This is a genomic window from Georgenia sp. AZ-5 (genome assembly GCF_043952095.1).
Classification (GTDB): Bacteria; Actinomycetota; Actinomycetes; order Actinomycetales; family Actinomycetaceae; genus Georgenia.
In genome coordinates, this window is the sequence record NZ_JBINOU010000001.1 from 3,911,581 (window position 1) to 3,929,612 (window position 18,032).

Annotated in this window: 18 protein-coding genes; 15 read left to right on the forward strand and 3 right to left on the reverse strand. The window is 70.1% G+C overall.

All coding sequences use genetic code 11. The features are described from left to right. The first annotated feature begins 19 nt into the window (after positions 1–19). From rhaI to ACF0H8_RS18175, 14 genes are all read left to right on the forward strand, one after another. A complete protein-coding gene (rhaI, locus tag ACF0H8_RS18110; protein WP_395290260.1) occupies positions 20–1,207 on the forward strand; it encodes an L-rhamnose isomerase in 1,188 nt (395 codons plus the stop codon). Between the two features lie 60 nt (positions 1,208–1,267). Beyond that, positions 1,268–3,322: a bifunctional aldolase/short-chain dehydrogenase gene (locus ACF0H8_RS18115; RefSeq protein ID WP_395290261.1), complete on the forward strand. Its 2,055-nt coding sequence runs from the start codon at positions 1,268–1,270 to the stop codon at positions 3,320–3,322. Further along, positions 3,319–4,863, forward strand: a complete 1,545-nt coding sequence (locus tag ACF0H8_RS18120) for a rhamnulokinase family protein (RefSeq protein ID WP_395290262.1) — start codon at positions 3,319–3,321, stop codon at positions 4,861–4,863. The genes ACF0H8_RS18115 and ACF0H8_RS18120 overlap by 4 nt, the downstream gene beginning before the upstream one ends. A 9-nt stretch (positions 4,864–4,872) precedes the next feature. Then, entirely contained in the window at positions 4,873–5,136 is a 264-nt protein-coding gene (locus ACF0H8_RS18125) for a hypothetical protein (protein WP_395290263.1), read from the forward strand. 3 nt (positions 5,137–5,139) lie between these two features. After that, positions 5,140–6,018: a (Fe-S)-binding protein gene (locus ACF0H8_RS18130; RefSeq protein ID WP_395290264.1), complete on the forward strand. Its 879-nt coding sequence runs from the start codon at positions 5,140–5,142 to the stop codon at positions 6,016–6,018. Continuing rightward, entirely contained in the window at positions 6,015–7,526 is a 1,512-nt protein-coding gene (locus ACF0H8_RS18135; protein WP_395290265.1) for a lactate utilization protein B, read from the forward strand. Before ACF0H8_RS18130 ends, ACF0H8_RS18135 begins: the two co-directional genes overlap by 4 nt. After that, on the forward strand, positions 7,526–8,173 hold the full coding sequence (locus tag ACF0H8_RS18140; RefSeq protein ID WP_395290266.1) for a lactate utilization protein C: 648 nt from the start codon (positions 7,526–7,528) through the stop codon (positions 8,171–8,173). Before ACF0H8_RS18135 ends, ACF0H8_RS18140 begins: the two co-directional genes overlap by 1 nt. Positions 8,174–8,197: 24 nt before the next feature. Beyond that, positions 8,198–9,004, forward strand: a complete 807-nt coding sequence (locus tag ACF0H8_RS18145; RefSeq protein ID WP_395290267.1) for an FGGY-family carbohydrate kinase — start codon at positions 8,198–8,200, stop codon at positions 9,002–9,004. A 263-nt stretch (positions 9,005–9,267) separates the two neighbouring features. Continuing rightward, positions 9,268–10,647, forward strand: coding sequence for an MFS transporter (locus ACF0H8_RS18150; protein ID WP_395290268.1), 1,380 nt, complete (start codon positions 9,268–9,270; stop codon positions 10,645–10,647). 223 nt (positions 10,648–10,870) lie between these two features. Further along, complete coding sequence (locus ACF0H8_RS18155) at positions 10,871–11,992, forward strand: glycoside hydrolase family 105 protein (protein WP_395290269.1); 1,122 nt, start codon at positions 10,871–10,873, stop codon at positions 11,990–11,992. Between the two features lie 52 nt (positions 11,993–12,044). Next, positions 12,045–12,809: a 2-dehydro-3-deoxy-D-gluconate 5-dehydrogenase KduD gene (gene kduD / locus ACF0H8_RS18160; protein WP_395290270.1), complete on the forward strand. Its 765-nt coding sequence runs from the start codon at positions 12,045–12,047 to the stop codon at positions 12,807–12,809. Between the two features lie 47 nt (positions 12,810–12,856). Then, positions 12,857–13,708, forward strand: a complete 852-nt coding sequence (gene kduI / locus ACF0H8_RS18165; RefSeq protein ID WP_395290271.1) for a 5-dehydro-4-deoxy-D-glucuronate isomerase — start codon at positions 12,857–12,859, stop codon at positions 13,706–13,708. Positions 13,709–14,005: 297 nt separating this feature from the next. Continuing rightward, the gene (gene eda / locus ACF0H8_RS18170) at positions 14,006–14,698 is read left to right on the forward strand and encodes a bifunctional 4-hydroxy-2-oxoglutarate aldolase/2-dehydro-3-deoxy-phosphogluconate aldolase (RefSeq protein ID WP_395290272.1); all 693 of its coding nucleotides are present in this window, start codon (positions 14,006–14,008) and stop codon (positions 14,696–14,698) included. Continuing rightward, a complete protein-coding gene (locus tag ACF0H8_RS18175; protein WP_395290273.1) occupies positions 14,695–15,636 on the forward strand; it encodes a sugar kinase in 942 nt (313 codons plus the stop codon). The genes eda and ACF0H8_RS18175 overlap by 4 nt, the downstream gene beginning before the upstream one ends. A 64-nt stretch (positions 15,637–15,700) precedes the next feature. On the opposite strand, the gene ACF0H8_RS18180 is transcribed toward ACF0H8_RS18175, so the two are convergent. Further along, positions 15,701–15,982 (reverse strand): hypothetical protein, encoded by a 282-nt coding sequence (locus ACF0H8_RS18180; RefSeq protein WP_395290274.1) that lies wholly within the window; start codon positions 15,980–15,982, stop codon positions 15,701–15,703. 75 nt (positions 15,983–16,057) lie between these two features. On the opposite strand from ACF0H8_RS18180, the gene ACF0H8_RS18185 reads away from it, so the two are divergent. Continuing rightward, positions 16,058–16,955, forward strand: a protein-coding gene (locus ACF0H8_RS18185) for an IS5 family transposase (RefSeq protein ID WP_395290874.1) whose coding sequence is annotated in 2 segments (ribosomal slippage) — positions 16,058–16,393 and positions 16,395–16,955 — 897 coding nt in all. Because the reading frame shifts where the segments join, the coding sequence is not laid out codon by codon here. On the opposite strand, the gene ACF0H8_RS18190 is transcribed toward ACF0H8_RS18185, so the two are convergent. Next, a complete protein-coding gene (locus ACF0H8_RS18190) occupies positions 16,930–17,469 on the reverse strand; it encodes a hypothetical protein (protein ID WP_395290275.1) in 540 nt (179 codons plus the stop codon). The two genes, ACF0H8_RS18185 and ACF0H8_RS18190, sit on opposite strands and share 26 nt — an antisense overlap. Before the next feature lie 188 nt (positions 17,470–17,657). After that, a complete protein-coding gene (locus tag ACF0H8_RS18195) occupies positions 17,658–17,951 on the reverse strand; it encodes a hypothetical protein (RefSeq protein WP_395290276.1) in 294 nt (97 codons plus the stop codon). Positions 17,952–18,032 lie beyond the last annotated feature (81 nt).

Here is an 18,032-nt window from a genome sequence, read left to right on the forward strand (position 1 = left end):
ACTCGACGGAGAGTTAGAGATGGTTGATGTGAACACCAGGCCCGCCGTCCGCGACGACGTGGTGCGGGCGCTACGGCACCAGACGATCGAGGTGCCGTCGTGGGCGTTCGGCAACTCTGGCACCCGGTTCAAGGTCTTCGCCCAGCCCGGCGTGCCGCGGGACCCGTACGAGAAGATCGCCGATGCCGCCCAGGTGCACCGCTACACGGGTGTCACCCCTCGCGTCTCGCTGCACATCCCCTGGGACCTCGTCGACGACTTCGCCGAGCTGCGGCGCCACGCGGAAGACTTGGGGGTGAGCCTCGGAGCGGTCAACTCCAACGTCTTCCAGGACGACGAGTACATGCTCGGCTCGCTGTGCAATCCCGACCCACGCGTGCGCCGCAAGGCGGTGGACCACCACCTGCAGTGTATTGAGATCATGCGGGCGACCGGGTCGACGGATCTGAAGATCTGGCTCGCCGACGGACTGAACTACCCCGGCCAGGACGACCTGCGGGCGCGGCAGGACCGGCTAGCCGAGGGCCTGGCCGAGATCTACGCCGCCCTCGACCCCGAGCATCGGCTCATCCTCGAGTACAAGTTCTTCGAGCCGGCGTTCTACGCCACCGACATTCCCGACTGGGGCACCTCGCTGTTGCACTGCATGGCCCTGGGCGACCGGGCGAAGGTCGTGCTGGACACCGGACACCATGCCCCAGGCACCAACATCGAGTTCATCGTGGCCCAGCTGCTGCGGGTCGGGCGCCTGGGCGCGTTCGACTTCAACTCCCGCTTCTACGCCGACGACGACCTCATGGCCGGTGCCGCCGACCCGTTCCAGCTGTTCCGGATCATGAACGAGATCGTCGGCGCCGGGGCGCTGGACGCGGCCTCGGGCGTGAATTTCATGCTGGACCAGTGCCACAACATCGAGCCGAAGATCCCCGGCCAGATCCGTTCGGTCATGAATGTCCAGGAGGCCACCGCCAAGGCCCTCCTCGTCGACCGCGAGGCGCTGGGGGCGGCGCAGCAGGCCGGTGACGTGCTCGGCGCCAACGCCGCCCTGATGGACGCCTACAACACCGACGTCCGAGGCCTCCTCGCGGCGCTACGCGACGAGCAGGAGCTGGACCCCGACCCCATGGCCGCCTACGCGGCGTCCGGCTACGCCGAGAAGATCGCCGCCGAGCGCGTCGGTGGCAGCCAGGCCGGCTGGGGCGCCTGACCGCGCCGACCACCACCGTCCACCCCTTCCACGCGAAGCAGCGTCTCGAAAGGCAGCACAGTGACGAACCCTGCGGTCACCAACCTCCTCGCCCGCTCCAACCGCCTGGGCGCGGACCCCCGCAACACCAACTACGCCGGCGGCAACACATCCGCCAAGGGCACCGAGAAGGACCCGGTCACCGGTCAGGACGTGGAGCTCGTCTGGGTCAAGGGCTCGGGCGGCGACCTGGGCACCCTGACCGAGTCCGGCCTGGCCGTGCTGCGCCTGGACCGCGTCCGCGCCCTGGTGGACGTCTATCCCGGCATCGACCGGGAGGACGAGATGGTCGCCGCCTTCGACTACTGCCTGCACGGCAAGGGCGGCGCCGCACCCTCGATCGACACCGCGATGCACGGGCTGGTCGACGCCGCGCACGTGGACCACCTCCACCCCGACTCCGGTATCGCCGTGGCGACCGCCGCCGACGGCGAGCAGCTGACTCGGGAGATCTTCGGCGACCGCGTCGTCTGGGTGCCCTGGCGCCGGCCCGGCTTCCAGCTCGGCCTCGACATCGCCGCCATCAAGAAGGACAACCCCCAGGCGATCGGCTGCATCCTCGGCGGACACGGCGTCACCGCCTGGGGGGACACCAGCGAGGAGGCCGAGGCTCGCTCCCTGGAGATCATCCGCTCCGTGCAGGCCTACATCGACGAGCGCACCGGAGCCCTGACAGCAGAGGGGGTCCACCCCTTCGGCGACGTCCGCCCCGGCTTCGAAGCCCTCCCCGAACACGAGCGGCGCGCCCGGGCCGCACGCCTGGCACCGACCATCCGCGGGCTGGCCTCCACCGACGCCCCGCAGGTCGGCCACTTCACCGATTCCGACGTCGTCCTGGACTTCCTCTCCCGCGAGAAGCTGGCCCCGCTGGCCGAGCTGGGCACCTCCTGCCCGGACCACTTCCTGCGCACCAAGGTCAAGCCGCTCGTCCTCGACCTGCCCGCCACCGCGCCGATCAAGGACGTCCTGGCCCGCCTGGCCGAGCTCCACCAGGCCTACCGCGCCGACTACGCCGCCTACTACCGGCGCCACGCCCAGCCCGACTCGCCGGCCATGCGCGGGGCCGACCCGGCCATCGTGCTCGTGCCCGGCGTGGGCATGTTCTCCTTCGGCAAGAACAAGCAGACCGCCCGCGTGGCCGGGGAGTTCTACGTCAACGCCATCAACGTCATGCGCGGTGCCGAAGCCATCTCCACATATGCCCCGATCGACGAGACCGAGAAGTTCCGCATCGAGTACTGGGCGCTGGAGGAGGCCAAGCTCCAGCGCATGCCCAAGCCAAAGCCGCTGGCCACCCGCATCGCCCTGGTCACCGGCTCAGCCTCGGGCATCGGCCGCGCCACCGCCGAGCGCCTCGCCGCCGAGGGCGCATGCGTGGTCATCGCCGACCTCAACCTCGACAACGCCCAGGACGTCGCCACCGCCCTCGGCGGGCCGGACGTCGCGATCGCCGTCCGGGCGGACGTCACCAGCGAGGACGACGTCGCCGCCCTCATCGACGCGGCCGCCCTCGCCTTCGGCGGGGTCGACCTCGTTGTCAACAACGCCGGCCTGTCCATCTCCAAGCCACTTCTCGAGACGACGACGAGGGACTGGGACCTCCAGCACGACGTCATGGCCCGCGGCTCCTTCCTCGTCTCCCGAGAGGCCGCGCGGGCGATGATCGCCCAGGACATGGGCGGGGACATCGTCTACATCTCCTCCAAGAACTCCCTCTTCGCCGGCCCCAACAACGTCGCCTACGGCGCGACCAAGGCGGACCAGGCCCACCAGGTCCGCCTACTCGCGGCCGAGCTCGGCGAGCACGGCATCCGCGTCAACGGCATCAACCCCGATGGCGTCGTGCGCGGCTCCGGCATCTTCGCCGGCGGATGGGGCGCCAAGCGGGCCGAGGTCTACGGCGTCGAGGAGTCCGAGCTCGGCAAGTACTACGCCCAGCGCACCCTGCTCAAGCGCGAGGTCCTCCCCGAGCACGTCGCCGCCGCGGTCTTCGCGCTCACCGGACCCGACCTCGTCCAGACGACCGGCCTGCACATCCCGGTCGACTCCGGCGTGGCCGCCGCCTTCCTGCGATGACCACACGGCAGGACCCGGGCTCCCACCGCACGGCGGGCGCCCGGCCGGGCACGTACCTCGCGGTCGACCTCGGCGCGTCCAGCGGCCGCGTCGTCGTCGGCCGGATCGACCGGGGGGTCCTGGTCACGGCGGAGGTCGAGAGGTTTCCCAACGGTCCGGTGCCGGTCCGGGCGGGAGAGCGGACCGTCCTGCACTGGGACGTGCTGCGCCTGTACGACGGCATCCTCGCCGGCCTACGCAAGGCCGCGCGCGAGCACGGGCCTATCACCTCGGTGGGCATCGACTCCTGGGCGGTGGACTACGGCCTGCTCGACGCGGACGGCGCTTTGCTTGGCAACCCTGTCCATTACCGCGATCCACGGACCACGGGCGCCCCGGACCAGGTCTTCGCGCACGTTCCGGCCGAGCGGCTGTACGCCCGGACCGGCCTGCAGATCCAGCCGTTCAACACCGTTTTCCAGCTGGCCGCCGCCGCCGGCAGCGCGCAGCTCGCCGCGGCCCGCCGGCTCCTGCTCGTGCCCGACCTCCTCGGGTACTGGCTCACCGGGGCCGAAGTCGTAGAGGTCACCAACGCCTCCACCACCGGCCTGGTCGATCCGGCCACCCGGACATGGGCGCCGGACATCGTCGCCGTCGTCGCAGACGCCTTCGGCGTGCCCGTGGCCGAGCTAATGCCGCCGCTGGTGGAGCCCGGCACCGTCGTCGGCACCCTCGCGCTCGGCGACGCCCCCGCCGGCCTGGAAGGCACCCGGCTCGTGGCCGTCGGCTCCCACGACACGGCTTCCGCCGTCGCCGCCGTCCCGGCGCAGCACCCGAACTTCGCCTACATCTCCTGCGGGACGTGGTCCCTCGTCGGCCTCGAGCTCGACGACCCGGTCCGCACGGAGCAGAGCCGGGCGGCCAACTTCACCAACGAGCTGGGCCTCGACGGCACGGTGCGCTACCTCCGCAACATCATGGGCCTGTGGCTCCTCCAGGAGTCGCTCCGCACCTGGGCGGCGCAGGACGGCGCCGACCCGGACCTCGCGGGGCTGCTCGCTGCGGCGGAGGACGTGCCGGCCCTGCGGTGCGTCATCGACGTCGACGACCCGACGTTCCTGCCTCCCGGCGACATGCCGGCCCGCATCGCGGAGGCGGCCGGCCGCACCGGGCAGCCGGTGCCGACCAGTCGCGGTGAGGTCGTCCGGTGCATCCTTGACTCGCTCGCGCTCGCCTACCGACGAGCAGCGCGGGAGGCGGCTCAACTGGCCGGCCACGACATCGGCGTCGTGCATGTGGTTGGCGGCGGCGCCCGCAACGATCTGCTGTGCCGGCTGACCGCCGACGCCATCGGCCTGCCCGTCCTCGCGGGGCCGGCCGAGGGCACCGCAATGGGCAACCTCCTCACCCAGGCCGCCGCCATGGGCGAGATCGACGGCGGGCTGGAGAGCATCCGCCGCATCGTCGCCGCCTCCAGCCAGCCTCGCCGCTACGACCCCGCAGGCCCATCCGAGCCATGGGCGCAGGCCGCGCACCGGCTCGCCGCCCAGACCGTCAGCTAGGAGCAGCCAATGCCCATTACCCAGCCCTACCCCGAGCTCGACGAGCTCCTCGCCAGCATGGACGCCGGCGGCCAGCGCATCAGCGAGATCGGCGCCAGCGAGGCCGGCGCCGGCAACTTCTCCGTCCTCATCGGGTGGGACGTCGAGGTGCGTCGCAGATTTCCGCTGAATACATGGACCTGTGGCCGGCTCCCGCGTCGAGGGCCTCACCCGGGAGGAGACCGTTCGACGTCCCCACAACCCTCGTCTGACAACCGCTCCATGGAAGGCTGACTCGTGCGGATAGCCCTGTTCGCCACCTGCGTCGCCGACGCCATGTTCCCGCACGCCCCGGCGGCGACCGTCCGACTCCTCGAGCGGCTCGGGCACGAGGTGGCCTTCCCTCCCGGGCAGGCGTGCTGCGGGCAGATGCACGTCAACACGGGGTACTACCGCGAGGCGATGCCGGTGATCCGCAACCACGTCGGCACCTTCGCCCCGATCCTGGACGGTGAGTGGGACGCGATCGTCGCGCCGTCCGGGTCCTGCGTCGGCTCGACCCGGCACCAGCAGGCCATGGTCGCCGATCAGCAGGGCGAGCACGCGCTCGCCCGCGACGCGGCTGCCGTCGCCATGAAGACCTACGAGCTGTCCGAACTACTCGTCGACGTGCTGGGGATGAGCGACGTCGGGGCGTGGTTCCCGCACCGGGTCACCTACCACCCGACCTGCCATTCCCTCCGGCTCGTCAAGGTCGGGGACCGGCCGCTGCGGCTGCTCCGCGCCGTCGAGGGCATCGACCTGGTGGACCTGCCGGAGGCGGAGTCGTGCTGCGGGTTCGGCGGGACGTTCGCGCTGAAGAACGCCGAGACGTCGGCGGCCATGGTCGAGGCGAAGACCCGCAACGTCGTGGCCACGGGCGCCGAGGTGGTCACGGCGGGCGACTACTCGTGCCTGATGAACATGGGTGGGCACCTGTCCCGCGCGGCGACCGGGATTCACGTCGCGCACCTCGCGGAGATTTTCGCCGCCACCCGGGAGGAGCCGTGGTCGCCGGTGGTCCTGCCGGTGGACCGTCCGCGGAAAACCACGACGGCGCCCGCCGCCGTCGGCCACGCGGCCTCCGCGCCCGAGGGGCGCGCCGGCACGGCCCCGGCGAAGGGGGGCCAGGGATGACGACGTTCCTCGGCATGCCCTCGATCTCCCCACAGCCACCGACCCGGCCGGCAGACCCGCTGCGCTGGGGCCCGTCGTTCCCCGAGGCGGCCCACGAGACCCTGGGCAACGGTCAGATGCGGGCGAACCTGGCGCGTGCCACGCGCACCATCCGGGACAAGCGGCTGCAGGCGACCGCCGAGCTGCCGGACTGGGAGGACCTCCGTGAGGCGGGCGCCGCGGTCAAGGCCGAGGCGATGGCGCGCCTGCCCGACCTCCTCGTGCAGCTCGAGGAGAACGTGGTCGCCCGCGGGGGCGTTGTGCACTGGGCGCGGGACGCCGCCGATGCGAACCAGATCGTCACCGACCTGGTCCGGGCCACCGGCGAGGCCGAAGTGGTCAAGGTGAAGTCGATGGCCACCCAGGAGATCGGCCTGAACGAGCACCTCGAGGCCGCGGGTATCACGGCGGTCGAGACGGACCTGGCCGAGCTGATCGTCCAACTCGCCGGGGACCAGCCCTCGCACATCCTGGTCCCGGCGATCCACCGGAACCGGGAAGAGATCCGGGCGATCTTCGCCGCACGGATGGGCGGGGTGCCAGCGGACCTGAGCAACGACCCACGCGAGCTGGCCATGGCGGCCCGGGCACACCTGCGCGCAAAGTTCCTCGCCGCCAAGGTCGCGGTCTCGGGCGCCAACTTGGCGATCGCGGAGACCGGCACCGTGGCGGTGTTCGAGTCCGAAGGCAACGGGCGGATGTGCCTGACCCTGCCCGAGACGCTGATCACCGTGATGGGGATCGAAAAGGTCCTGCCCCGGTTCCGGGACCTGGAGGTCTTCACCCAGCTCCTGCCGCGGTCCTCCACGGGGGAGCGGATGAACCCTTACACCACGATGTGGACCGGGATCACCCCCGGCGACGGGCCGCAGGCCTTCCACCTGGTCCTCCTCGACAACGGCCGCACCACGGCCCTGGCCGACGAGGTCGGCCGGCAGGCGCTGCACTGCATCCGCTGCTCGGCCTGCCTGAACGTCTGCCCCGTCTACGAGCACACCGGGGGGCACGCCTACGGCTCGGTCTACCCCGGGCCGATCGGGGCCATCCTCACCCCGCAGCTGCGCGGCACCGGCAGCCGCGGCGCTCTAGATCAGCACGACCCCACCGCATCGCTGCCCTTTGCGTCCTCGCTGTGCGGTGCCTGCTACGAGGCTTGCCCCGTCAAGATCGACATCCCCACCGCCCTGGTCCACCTCCGCAACCGCCTCAACCAGGCTCAACAGCGCCGCCCGCTGCCCACCGGCTGGGACCTCGCAATGAAGGCGGCCAGCGCGACCATGTCCTCCGGACGGCGCTTCGGCCCGGCGGCACGGGCCACGCGACTCGGCCGGATCGCCGCCCGGAACGACCGCATCTCTCACCTGCCGCCACCACTGAACGGCTGGACCGACGTCCGCGACGTCCCGCAGCCACCGAAAGCGACCTTCCGACAGTGGTGGGCCCGCACCCACGGCGACGGTGAGCAGTGATGGACGCCCGCGAGGCGGTGCTCGCGCGCGTCCGCGGCGCGCTGGCCACGACCCAAGAGCAAACGGCTCCACCCGTCCCCCGGAAGTACCGCACACGATCGCAGGTAGCCGCCGGCTCGGACCAAGCCGTCGCCCTGCTCGTCGACCGGCTCCGGGACTACCAGGCCAATGTGGCGGTGTGCGCGGGTGGGAATCTGGTTCAGCTGCTGGGCGAGCTGCTCCGAGGACGAGCGTCCGTCGTGGTCCCGCCCGGCCTGCCGGCGGAGTGGGTGCGGGCGGCCGCGGTCATCGGTGCAGAAATCGGCACCGACACGACCGGTGCACCGCTATCGAACGAGGACCTCGACGCCGCCGGCGCCGTACTCACCGGCGCCCGCGTCGCCATCGCCGAGACCGGCACCATCGTCCTCGACGCCGAACCGGACCAGGGCCGGCGAGCCATCACGCTCGTGCCGGACCACCACGTGTGCGTTCTTGGGCGCGAGCAGATCGTGGCCACCGTCCCCGAAGCGATAACGATCCTGGGTCACCACCCCGAGCGGCCGCTGACCTGGATCGCCGGCCCAAGCGCGACAAGCGACATCGAACTGATTCGCGTCGAAGGCGTCCACGGCCCCCGCACACTCGACGTCATCATCACAACCTGAGCGAGCTCGAGCGGAAAGATTTGAATGACCTCGCCCGTTTATCGCTTCGCCTTCGGGGTGGCGGTGGAACCGGGGAAAGGCCCGCCTACACGCGGAGGATATAGAGCTGCTGATAAGCGGCTTGCCAGTGCCCGGCTCGTGGCCGTCGGTTCCCATGACACGGCCTCCGCCGTCGCCGCCGTCCCCGCCGACCGGCCCGACTTCGCCTACATCTCCTGCGGTACCTGGTCCCTCGTTGGTCTCGAGCTCGAGGCGCCCGTCCACACAGAGGCCAGCCGCGCTGCCAACTTCGCCAACGAGCTGGGACTGGACGGCACCGTCCGGTACCTCCGCAACGTCATGGGCCTGTGGCTGCTGCAGGAATCCGTTCGTACCTGGCAGGACGAGGGCGAAGCTGTCGACCTTCCGGCCCTGATCACCGCTGCCGCTCGGGTGCCCGCCTTAGGGTGCGTGATCGACGTCGATGACGCGGCCTTCCTGCCGCCCGGAGACATGCCTGCACGCATCGCCGCGGCGGTGACAGGTACCGGGCAGCCCGTCCCACAGAGCCCCGCCGAGATGACACGGTGCATCCTCGACTCGCTTGCGCTCCCTACCGCCGATCCAAGCAGAGCGGCGCGAAGGAACGAGGCTCGAAGGTGCCGCACTGAACCGCCGCCCCCGGCGGTCCCCGCGCTCCCTCCCGCTGGGCAGCCGACTGTAACTACCGGATGCCATCGTCTGACTCGAGCCCTCTGCTCTCAACCAACGGGCACTTCGAGCGGTCCCAACGACGAGAACCAACGTCCACAACCGGCGCCCCATTGGTCCTGCGCTCGCTACGCACCTTGAGGACTGGTTCACATAGCGTGCCGACGATCCGAAGCCCTTGCGAGTTCGATCACAGTCTGCTTCAATCGTAGCAACCGGCCCGTGAAACGATTCAATGAAGACACGACGCATCCCCGACGCCCGGCGTATCACCGTCGAGAAGTACCGGGCGGGTCGGCACTGCTGGGCGAGGTGCGCGGCTTTCTCGGTCATCGAGATCACGACAACCATCCCGAGGGGCAACTGCCGGCCCCTCGTCACTGCTGACGAGAGAGATGGACCCCATGAGTACCGAACCCGGCAAGATTCAAGGTGAAGTTCGCTTCGGCAAGCGGGACCCGAAGAGAGCCGCGATGAGCGGCTGGATCGGGAGCGCGCTCGAGTACTACGACTTCGCGTTGTACTCGCAGGCTGCGGCGCTCGTCTTCCCGTCGATTTTCTTTCCGACCGGGAACCCGACCGTCGCGATCATCGCCTCGCTGGCGACCTACGCGGTGGGCTACGTCGCCCGTCCGGTGGGCGCCATCGTCTTGGGCGCGTGGGGGGATCGGCACGGTCGCAAGAACGTGCTCGTCTTCGCGATGCTGCTGATGGGCTTCTCGACCTTCGCGGTCGGGTTGCTGCCCACGTACCCACAGGTCGGTATCCTCGCGCCGACCCTCCTGGTGATCCTCCGCCTGATCCAGGGGTTCGCCGTCGCCGGCGAGCTCGGCGGTGCCAGCGCGATGATCGTCGAGCACTCACCCGACGCCAAGCGCGGCTTCTTCGCGAGCTTCAGTCTCCAGGGCACGCAGTTCGGCTCGATCCTGGCCACGGGGGCCCTGCTCCCGCTCGCCGCCCTGCTCCCGGACGACCAGTTCCAGGCCTGGGGCTGGCGCATCCCGTTCCTGCTCAGCGCGTTCGTCATCCTGGCCGGGTACATCATCCGTCGTCGCGTCCAGGAGCCCCCGGCGTACCTCGCGAAGTCGGGCGAGGTCAAGGCGACGACGCATCGGTTCACCATCGTGGACCTCCTGCGCACCCACCCGTGGGTCCTGGTCCGTTGCGTCCTGATGACCTTCACCAACGTGATCGGCATGGCGACCCTCGTCTTCGGCGTGGCCTACGCGACTCAGGAGGGCTACGGCATCGGCTTCTCCACCAGCGACTTGCTCTGGGTCACCCTCGTGGCCAACATCACCGCGGTGGTGATGATCCCGTTCTTCGGGGCGCTCTCCGACCGGATCGGTCGGCGGACGCTCATGGTGACCGGCGGGATCGGTGGCGGCCTGCTGGCCACGGCTTACCTGTGGGCTATCGACCAGAGGAATCTGTTCCTGGTCTTTGTGTTCGTCGTCATCGTCCAGGGGCTCTTCTTCCAGATGTGGAACGCCACCTTCGCGACGTTCTTCCAGGAGCAGTTCCCGATGCGGATCCGCGTGACCGGGTTCGCGGTGTCGCAGAACGTCGGCCTCATGATCGCATCCTTCTTCCCGAGCATCTTTACGGCGGTCGCTCCTCCCGGCTCGACGAACGTCCCGCTCGTCATCGGGTCCCTCACGTTCGGCATCTGCCTCGTCGCGGCGCTGCCCGCCCTCCTGTCCCGCGAGACCAGGGGCAGGTCGCTCGAGGACCTCGAAATTCGGAGGCCCGGTTCGCACTCGTTCCGCATCGGCCGGGCCTGAGCTCGCCGTGGCCAAGGGAGCGGGTCGATCGGGCGTCGGTCGATGACTTACCGCACGAGCGCCGACTCGCCCCCTTCGGCCGGAGGAGGACGGACCACGATGCCGCTGGAGCGCTGATCGCGGACCCCTGAGTGGCCGGTATGCCTAAGGACGGCGTGGTGACGAGGGCAAGTGGAGAACGGTGATGTCAGAGACAGGCAAAGCGCCACAGGTCGTGTGGCCGGTGAAGCACAGTCCGCTGCTGCGGGCGCCGGAGCGGTTCGTCACGCGCGGGGAGCTCCAGGAACTCGTCCGCCGGTTGACGAACAATCTCGTCAACATAAAGGACGAGACAGGTCAGTTCCTTCTTCAGCTCGATGACGGGCGGGTCATCGACACCAAGGGCTGGGAGGGCTGGGAATGGACCCACGGCATCGGCCTGTACGGGATGTGGCAGTACTACGACCAGACCGGCGACACGTCGATGCGCGACATCATCGACTCCTGGTTCACCGCGCGGCTGGCCGAGGGCACCACAAAGAACGTCAACACAATGGCGCCGTTCCTCACCCTCGCCTACCGGTACGAGGAGACGGGTGATCGCACGCTGTTGCCGTGGCTCGACTCGTGGGCCGAGTGGGCGATGCGCGCCATGCCGCGCACCCCGCACGGCGGTATGCAGCACATCACACTGGCCGAGGAGAACCACCATCAGCTCTGGGACGACACGCTGATGATGACGGTCCTGCCGCTGACCAAGATCGGTCTGCTGCTCGACCGGCCCCATTACGTCCGGGAAGCGACCTTCCAGTTCCTTACCCACGTGGCGTACCTCATGGACCGGGAAACGGGCCTCTGGTTCCACGGCTGGACGTTCGAGGGCAACCACAACTTCGCCAAGGCCAGATGGGCGCGCGGGAACTCGTGGCTCACCATGGTGATCCCCGACTTCCTCGAGCTGATGGACCTGCCGGAGTCCGACCCAGTGCGCCGGTTCCTCATCGAGGTGCTCGACGCCCAGGTAGCGGCCCTCGCCGAGTTGCAGGACGACTCCGGGCTGTGGCACACGTTGCTCGACGACCCGTCGTCCTACCTCGAAGCGTCAGCGACGGCCGGGTTCGCGTACGGGATCCTCAAGGCGGTTCGCAAGGGTTACCTCGGTGGCGAGTACGCCCCGGTGACCGAGAAGGCAGTCCGGGCCATCATCGCGAATATCTCCGACGACGGCGAGGTGCAACAGGTCTCATTCGGCACCGGCATGGGCCCAGACCTGGACTTCTACCGGAACATCCCGCGCACGTCGATGCCGTACGGGCAGGCCATGGCCATCCTCTGCCTCGCTGAGTACATGCGCACCTATTACTGAGTCGCGGCTCAACCGCCGGTTCAACTCACGACTTCGATGGGAGGAAAGGCTGATGATTCTCGACTCATTCCGGCTTGACGGTAAGGTCGCCCTGATCACGGGCACGTCGCGTGGCCTGGGCCAGGGCGCGGCGGTGGCGCTGGCGGAGGCGGGAGCCGACCTCGCGCTGCTGGACCGGTCCCCCGCGCAGGAGACGGCCGACAAGGTGCAGGCGCTCGGCCGGCGGACCCACATGATCGAGCAGGACCTGCTTACGGCGACCCCGCAGGAGCTGGACGAGTCGATTCAGTCCGTGGTGGACGCGCTCGGACGGATCGACATCCTGGTGAACAACGCCGGGATCATCCGGCGCGCACCCTTGCTGGAGCACTCGGCGTCCGACTGGGAGGACGTGCTGGCGATCAACCTCGACGCCGTGTTCCACCTGTCGCAGGCCGCGGCCAAGCGATACGTGGCCCAGGGCGGCGGAAAGATCATCAACATCGCCTCGATGCTGTCGTTCCAGGGCGGCATCCTGGTGCCGGGATACACGGCGAGCAAGCACGCAGTGGCAGGGATCACGAAGGCGTTCGCCAACGAGCTGGCCGCACACGGCGTCAACGTCAACGCAGTCGCTCCCGGCTACATAGCAACTGAGAACACCGCGCCGATTCGTGCCGACGAGGCACGCGAGACATCGATCCTGGCCCGCATCCCGGCCGGCCGGTGGGGCACTCCGGAGGACCTACAGGGTCCGTTCGTCTTCCTGGCGTCGCCCGCCTCGGACTACCTCAACGGCGCCATCATCCCGGTCGATGGCGGCTGGCTGGTCCGCTGACTGACCCCCTTCACCGAGTCCAATACCAAAGAACTGGAGAATGCATCGTGAAACAGCGTTATGCGACCAGCCCCGAGCAGCTCACTCACTTCAACACCGATGACCTGCGAGAGCGGTTCCTCATCGAGAAGGTGTTCATCCCCGGCGAGGTGAACGCCGTCTACACCCACCACGACCGCATAGTGCTAGGCGGTGCGGTCCCGGCGGGCGAGGAGCTTCCGCTGCCGACGTTCGACGAACTGCGCGCGGAGTACTTCCTGGAGAACCGGGAGGTCGGCATCGTCAACGTCGGAGGTACCGGGACGGTGACCGCAGGCGGGCAGACGTACACCCTGCCCAAGGGGGCGTGCCTGTACATCGGCCGCGGCACCAGGGACGTCGTGTTCGCCGACGCCCCGGGCCCGACCGACGCCGCCGAGAATGAGGGAGGTGCGCAGTTCTACCTGTTCAGCGCACCAGCGCACGCCACCCACCCGACACAGCTCGTGCTCAAGGGACAGGGCACAGCGCGTGAGCTCGGTGACCAGCTCACCAGCAACCGGCGGACGCTGAACCAGTACATCCACCCGAACGGCATCCGGTCCTGCCAGATCATGATGGGCGTGACCGAGCTGCACCCAGGCTCGATGTGGAACACCATGCCCGCCCACACCCATGACCGGCGCACCGAGTGCTACCTCTACTTCGACGTGCCGGAGGACGCCCGGGTGATCCACCTGCACGGTGAGCCGACCGAGACGAGGCACCTGGTGATCGCCGACCGGCAGGCGGTCATCTCGCCGTCCTGGTCGGTGCACTCCGGGGTCGGCACCGCGGCCTACTCGTTCGTGTGGGCCATGGCGGGGGAGAACCAGTCCTTCGACGACATGGACCCCGCGCCGGTTACCGCGCTGCGCTGATTCCCAGAAAAAGGTTGGTCGGCGGGGGAGGCTCAGGGCCGCTGGTGCGGAATGGGCAAGGCGGCGCAGAAGGATGACGCGACTGCCGTGTCAGCAACGCCGCGCCGGCGGCCGGACCGCGTCGGCACCAACGACGATCGAGAGAACTACGCATGCCGGTCCATGACCATCCGTTCCGCCCCCGAGACCCGGTACGACGCGGTATCCCTCGGTGAGGTGATGCTTGCGCCTCGATCCCGGCGAGAGCAAGCCGGAGACCACAGAAGGCTCAGAGGGGCTAAGTGAGGACAAGAATCAATGAGAGACGTTTTCGACCGCGCACTGCCTGCCGGGCATGAGGCGCTCCTGTCCCGCCTGACCGAGCTGCGGCTGTTGCCGGTCGTCGTCCTCGAGGACGCCGACCGTGCCGCCGGGCTCGGGCGCGCACTCGTTGCGGGCGGGCTGCCCGTCGCCGAGGTCACGTTCCGCACCCCTGCGGCCGCCGACTCCCTGAGGGCCATGGTCGACGCGGGCCTGACTGAGTCCGACGGCGGCGGTCTCCTCCTCGGCGCGGGTACGGTCGTCACGCCCGAGCAGGTCGACTCGGCGGTAGCCGCCGGCGCGCGCTTCGTCGTCTCCCCCGGCCTGAGCCGGGCGGTTGTCGAGCGCTGCGCGGAGCACAACGTTCTCGTGCTACCCGGAACTGCGACGGCCACCGAGGTGCAGACGGCCCTGACGATGGGCCTCCGCGCCGTGAAGTTCTTTCCCGCTGGCACCTCTGGCGGCGCACCGGCGATTAAGGCCCTGAGCGGCCCATTCCCTCAGATGCGGTTTATCCCCACCGGGGGGATCACTGATGCGAACCTCGGGGACTACCTGGCCCTGCCTAGCGTTCTCGCTGTCGGGGGCTCGTGGATGGTCCCGGCCGCCGCGGTCGCCGCCGGCGACGTCGCCAGGGTCGAGGCGCTGACGGCCGCGGCTGTCCGCGCGTCGCGGGAGATTCGGCCGTGAGGACCCCGCCGGACACCGACCGGCTTCCGGAGGTTCTGTGCATCGGCGAGACGATGGCGATGATCACCTCGAGTGATGCCTCGCCGATCGCGACCGCGGAGACTTTCACGATCTCCCCCGGCGGGGCGGAGTCGAACCTCGCCCAGTACCTCGCCGAGCTCGGCGTGGCCACGGCCTGGGTCTCCGCGCTGGGGGATGACCCCCTCGGCGACCGGGTCGAGGCCGCGATCGCGGCCTCGGGCGTCGACACCCGCTGGGTCACTCGGGACCCGGACGCCGGCACCGCCGTCTACGTCAAGGACCCTGGAAGGGAGGTCTACTACTACCGCAAGGGCTCGGCGGCCTCACGGATGGGGCCCGAGCACGTTGCCGGCTGGCCGATAGAGACGGCGCGGTGGGTGCACGTCTCGGGCATCACCCCGGCGCTCTCTCCGTCCTGTCGGGAACTGCTGCCCGCCGTCATCGACGCGGCACGCGGGTTCGGGGCGGGTGTGTCCTTCGACGTCAACTACCGGCCGCGCCTGTGGCCAACGGCGGAGGCCTCCGCGACTATCCAGCCGCTCGCCGACCGTGCCGACGTCGTCCTCGTCGGCCGGGACGAGGCCCAGACGCTCTGGGGCACCGCGACCGCTGAGGATGTCGCCGCGCTCTTCCCGGGCGCCGGGCGGGTCGTCGTCAAGGACGGCGACGTAGAGGCCGTCGAGTTCGACCGCACCTGCGACCCCGAGGTCGTCACTCGGGTTCCAGCGCGGAGAGTGGAGGTCGTTGAGTCGGTCGGCGCCGGGGACGCTTTCGGGGGCGGGTATCTCGCCGGCCTCCTCCGCGGGGACACCGCCCAGGACCGCCTGGAGCTCGGTCATTCCCTCGCCGCCTGGGTCCTGGCATCCGCCACCGACTACCGGTCCGGCCACGGTCCGACCGTTCACCCCCGCTCGTGAGCCGATGCGCGGCTAGCTCAGGCCCCCGGCCGTTCCACTTGAGGCGTGCGACATTGCTCTTGGCTCAGCGGCTGAGTTCGTGCTGCCGCTGGTTGGTCTCACGGCTCCTGCGCGCCCTGGGCGCCTTCTTGCCGGCGCTCTTCACCGCCTCGGAGGGGTGCTTGCCCCGACTGATGTCGGCGGTCATCCGCGCGGCGATGGTTTCCTGGTCGACGCCGCGCCGCTCGAGGTCCGCAGCCAATGCCTCGCGGCGCTGGGCGCTGTCGTAGCCGTCCCTGCCAGCCTCTCGGGTAACGCCGGCGCGGGCCTCCTCACGCTCAGCCTGCGCGGCGGGTTTATCGTGCACGGCGGAGCCGGGCCCGGCGGCGGCGCTAGGGCGTGTCTCCCAATAGTGGGGCCGGTGGACTGAAACGCTGCGGTGGTGTCACGTTATGCCGTGCTGACGGATGCCCAGTGGGAGTTGATCGAACCGTTGATGCCGTCCTCGGAGGGCCGTCGGGGCCGGCGGTTCCGGGACCACCGGGCGGTGGTGGAGGGCATCGTCTACCGCTACCGCACCGGGATCGCCTGGCGGGACCTGCCCGAGTGCTTCGGGCCGTGGCAGACGGTGTGGAAGCGGCACCGCCGCTTCAGCGGCGACGGGACCTGGGACAAGATCCTCACCGCCCTGCTCGCGCAGGCGGATGCGGCCGGACTGGTCAACTGGGAGGTGTCGGTGGACTCCACGATCAACCGTGCCCACCAGCACGCCACGAACCTCCCGAGGGACACAGGGGGAGCTGTCGAATTACATGAAACCCGGCGAGGAGCCGCTTGACCACGCCATCGGCCGCTCCCGCGGCGGACTGAGCACGAAGATCCACCACGTCTGCGACGGCAACATGCGCCCGCTGGTGATGGTGCTCGGACCCGGGCAGGGCGGGGACTCGCCAATGTTCGAGCACCTGATGAACTCTGTGCGCGTGCCCCGGCTGGGTCCTGGGCGGGCCCGGACCACGCCGGTGCGGGCCCTGGCCGACAAGGCCTACTCCTCCCGGGCGAACCGGGCGCTGCTGCGCCGGCGCGGCATCCAGGCCGTCATCCCCGAACGCTCCGACCAGATCGCCAACCGCAAACGCCGCGGGTCCAAGGGCGGCCGGCCCGTCACCTACGACGAAGAGGCCTACAAGCGGCGCAACGTCGTCGAACGCTCCTTCAACGTCTTCAAGCAGTGGCGCGCCCTGGCCACCCGCTACGACAAACTCGCGCTGACCTACCGCGGCGGCGTCGTCCTGCGAGCGATCACCATCTGGCTCAAGGCATTAAGAGACACGCCCTAGCGGTCGCAGCGGCCTGGTCGGCGCGGTCGGCCTCGGCCACCAGTTGGTACGCCTCGGCCTCCTCCTCCCCCGCCGCCCGCGAGCGTTCCACCTCCGCGGCGCCGCGCTTCACCTCGGCGCGGGCCATGGCCTCGCGCACGGCCTCAAGCTCAGCGCCGGTGTTGTCGACGTCGATGCCGTAGCGGGTGCGGATTTCCTCACGGATGCGCTCTACGGTGCGGTCGGCCTCGGTTTCGGTGCCCGCCCAGGCGCGGGCGGTGGTGTAGGCGCGTTGAATGTCCTCCGGGCTCGCGTGGTCCCCAGCCCGGGCGGTGGACCGGGGCGAGGGCGGCGCGGGCAGCGGCCTGTTCGGCGCGGAGGCGCTGCCTGGGCGAGCAGCATCGCCGCACCCGCGATAGATGCCTTGCCGGCCGGCTTCGGACTCACGGGGCGGCGGCGCAGCTGTGCCGACTTCGCCAGCGCGTCGGCGGTCGCGGCGAGCGGGCCCGGCGTGGGCTCGACGCGGTGAGACCACGCAGCGAACGCGCCGGCGGTCTCGCGCGCGACGCGGGCCCAGGTGTCGCGGTCCTCGATTGGCACGGCGCGGAGGTGCTCGCGCAGCTGTGCGACCTCGGCGGCGTACTGCTCCCACAGTTCCGGGTCCGGCTCGCGTGTCTCCCGGCCCGGTGCCACCGGGCGGCGGTGCCGCTTGGCCGCCGTCCATTACGCGGCCGCGTCGCTCGCCGCGGTCGGGTTGTCGGGCCACGCCTCACGCAGCCGCGGCAGGGACAGGTCGCGGGCCAGGTGCCCGCCGCCGTACCAAATGGGCCGCTCACCGGCCTCGGGCCGGCGGGCGACGGAGTAGCCGGTGACGACGTCGGTCCGCCCGTCGGCGAACCGCGGCCGGAGAAGTACGCCGGCCCGGCGCATGCGGCGGACGAACTCGGCCTCGTCCGCGCTGGCCGTCGCGGACCCGGGCGAGCGCGTGGCGGGGCTGGTCGATGCGCAGCTCGGCACTGATCCGAGCCTGCTTCTCCCCCGCCGGCAACTGCTCCCACGGCACACCGGCGCCGCCCTGCCGGCGGGCGCGCTCGTAAC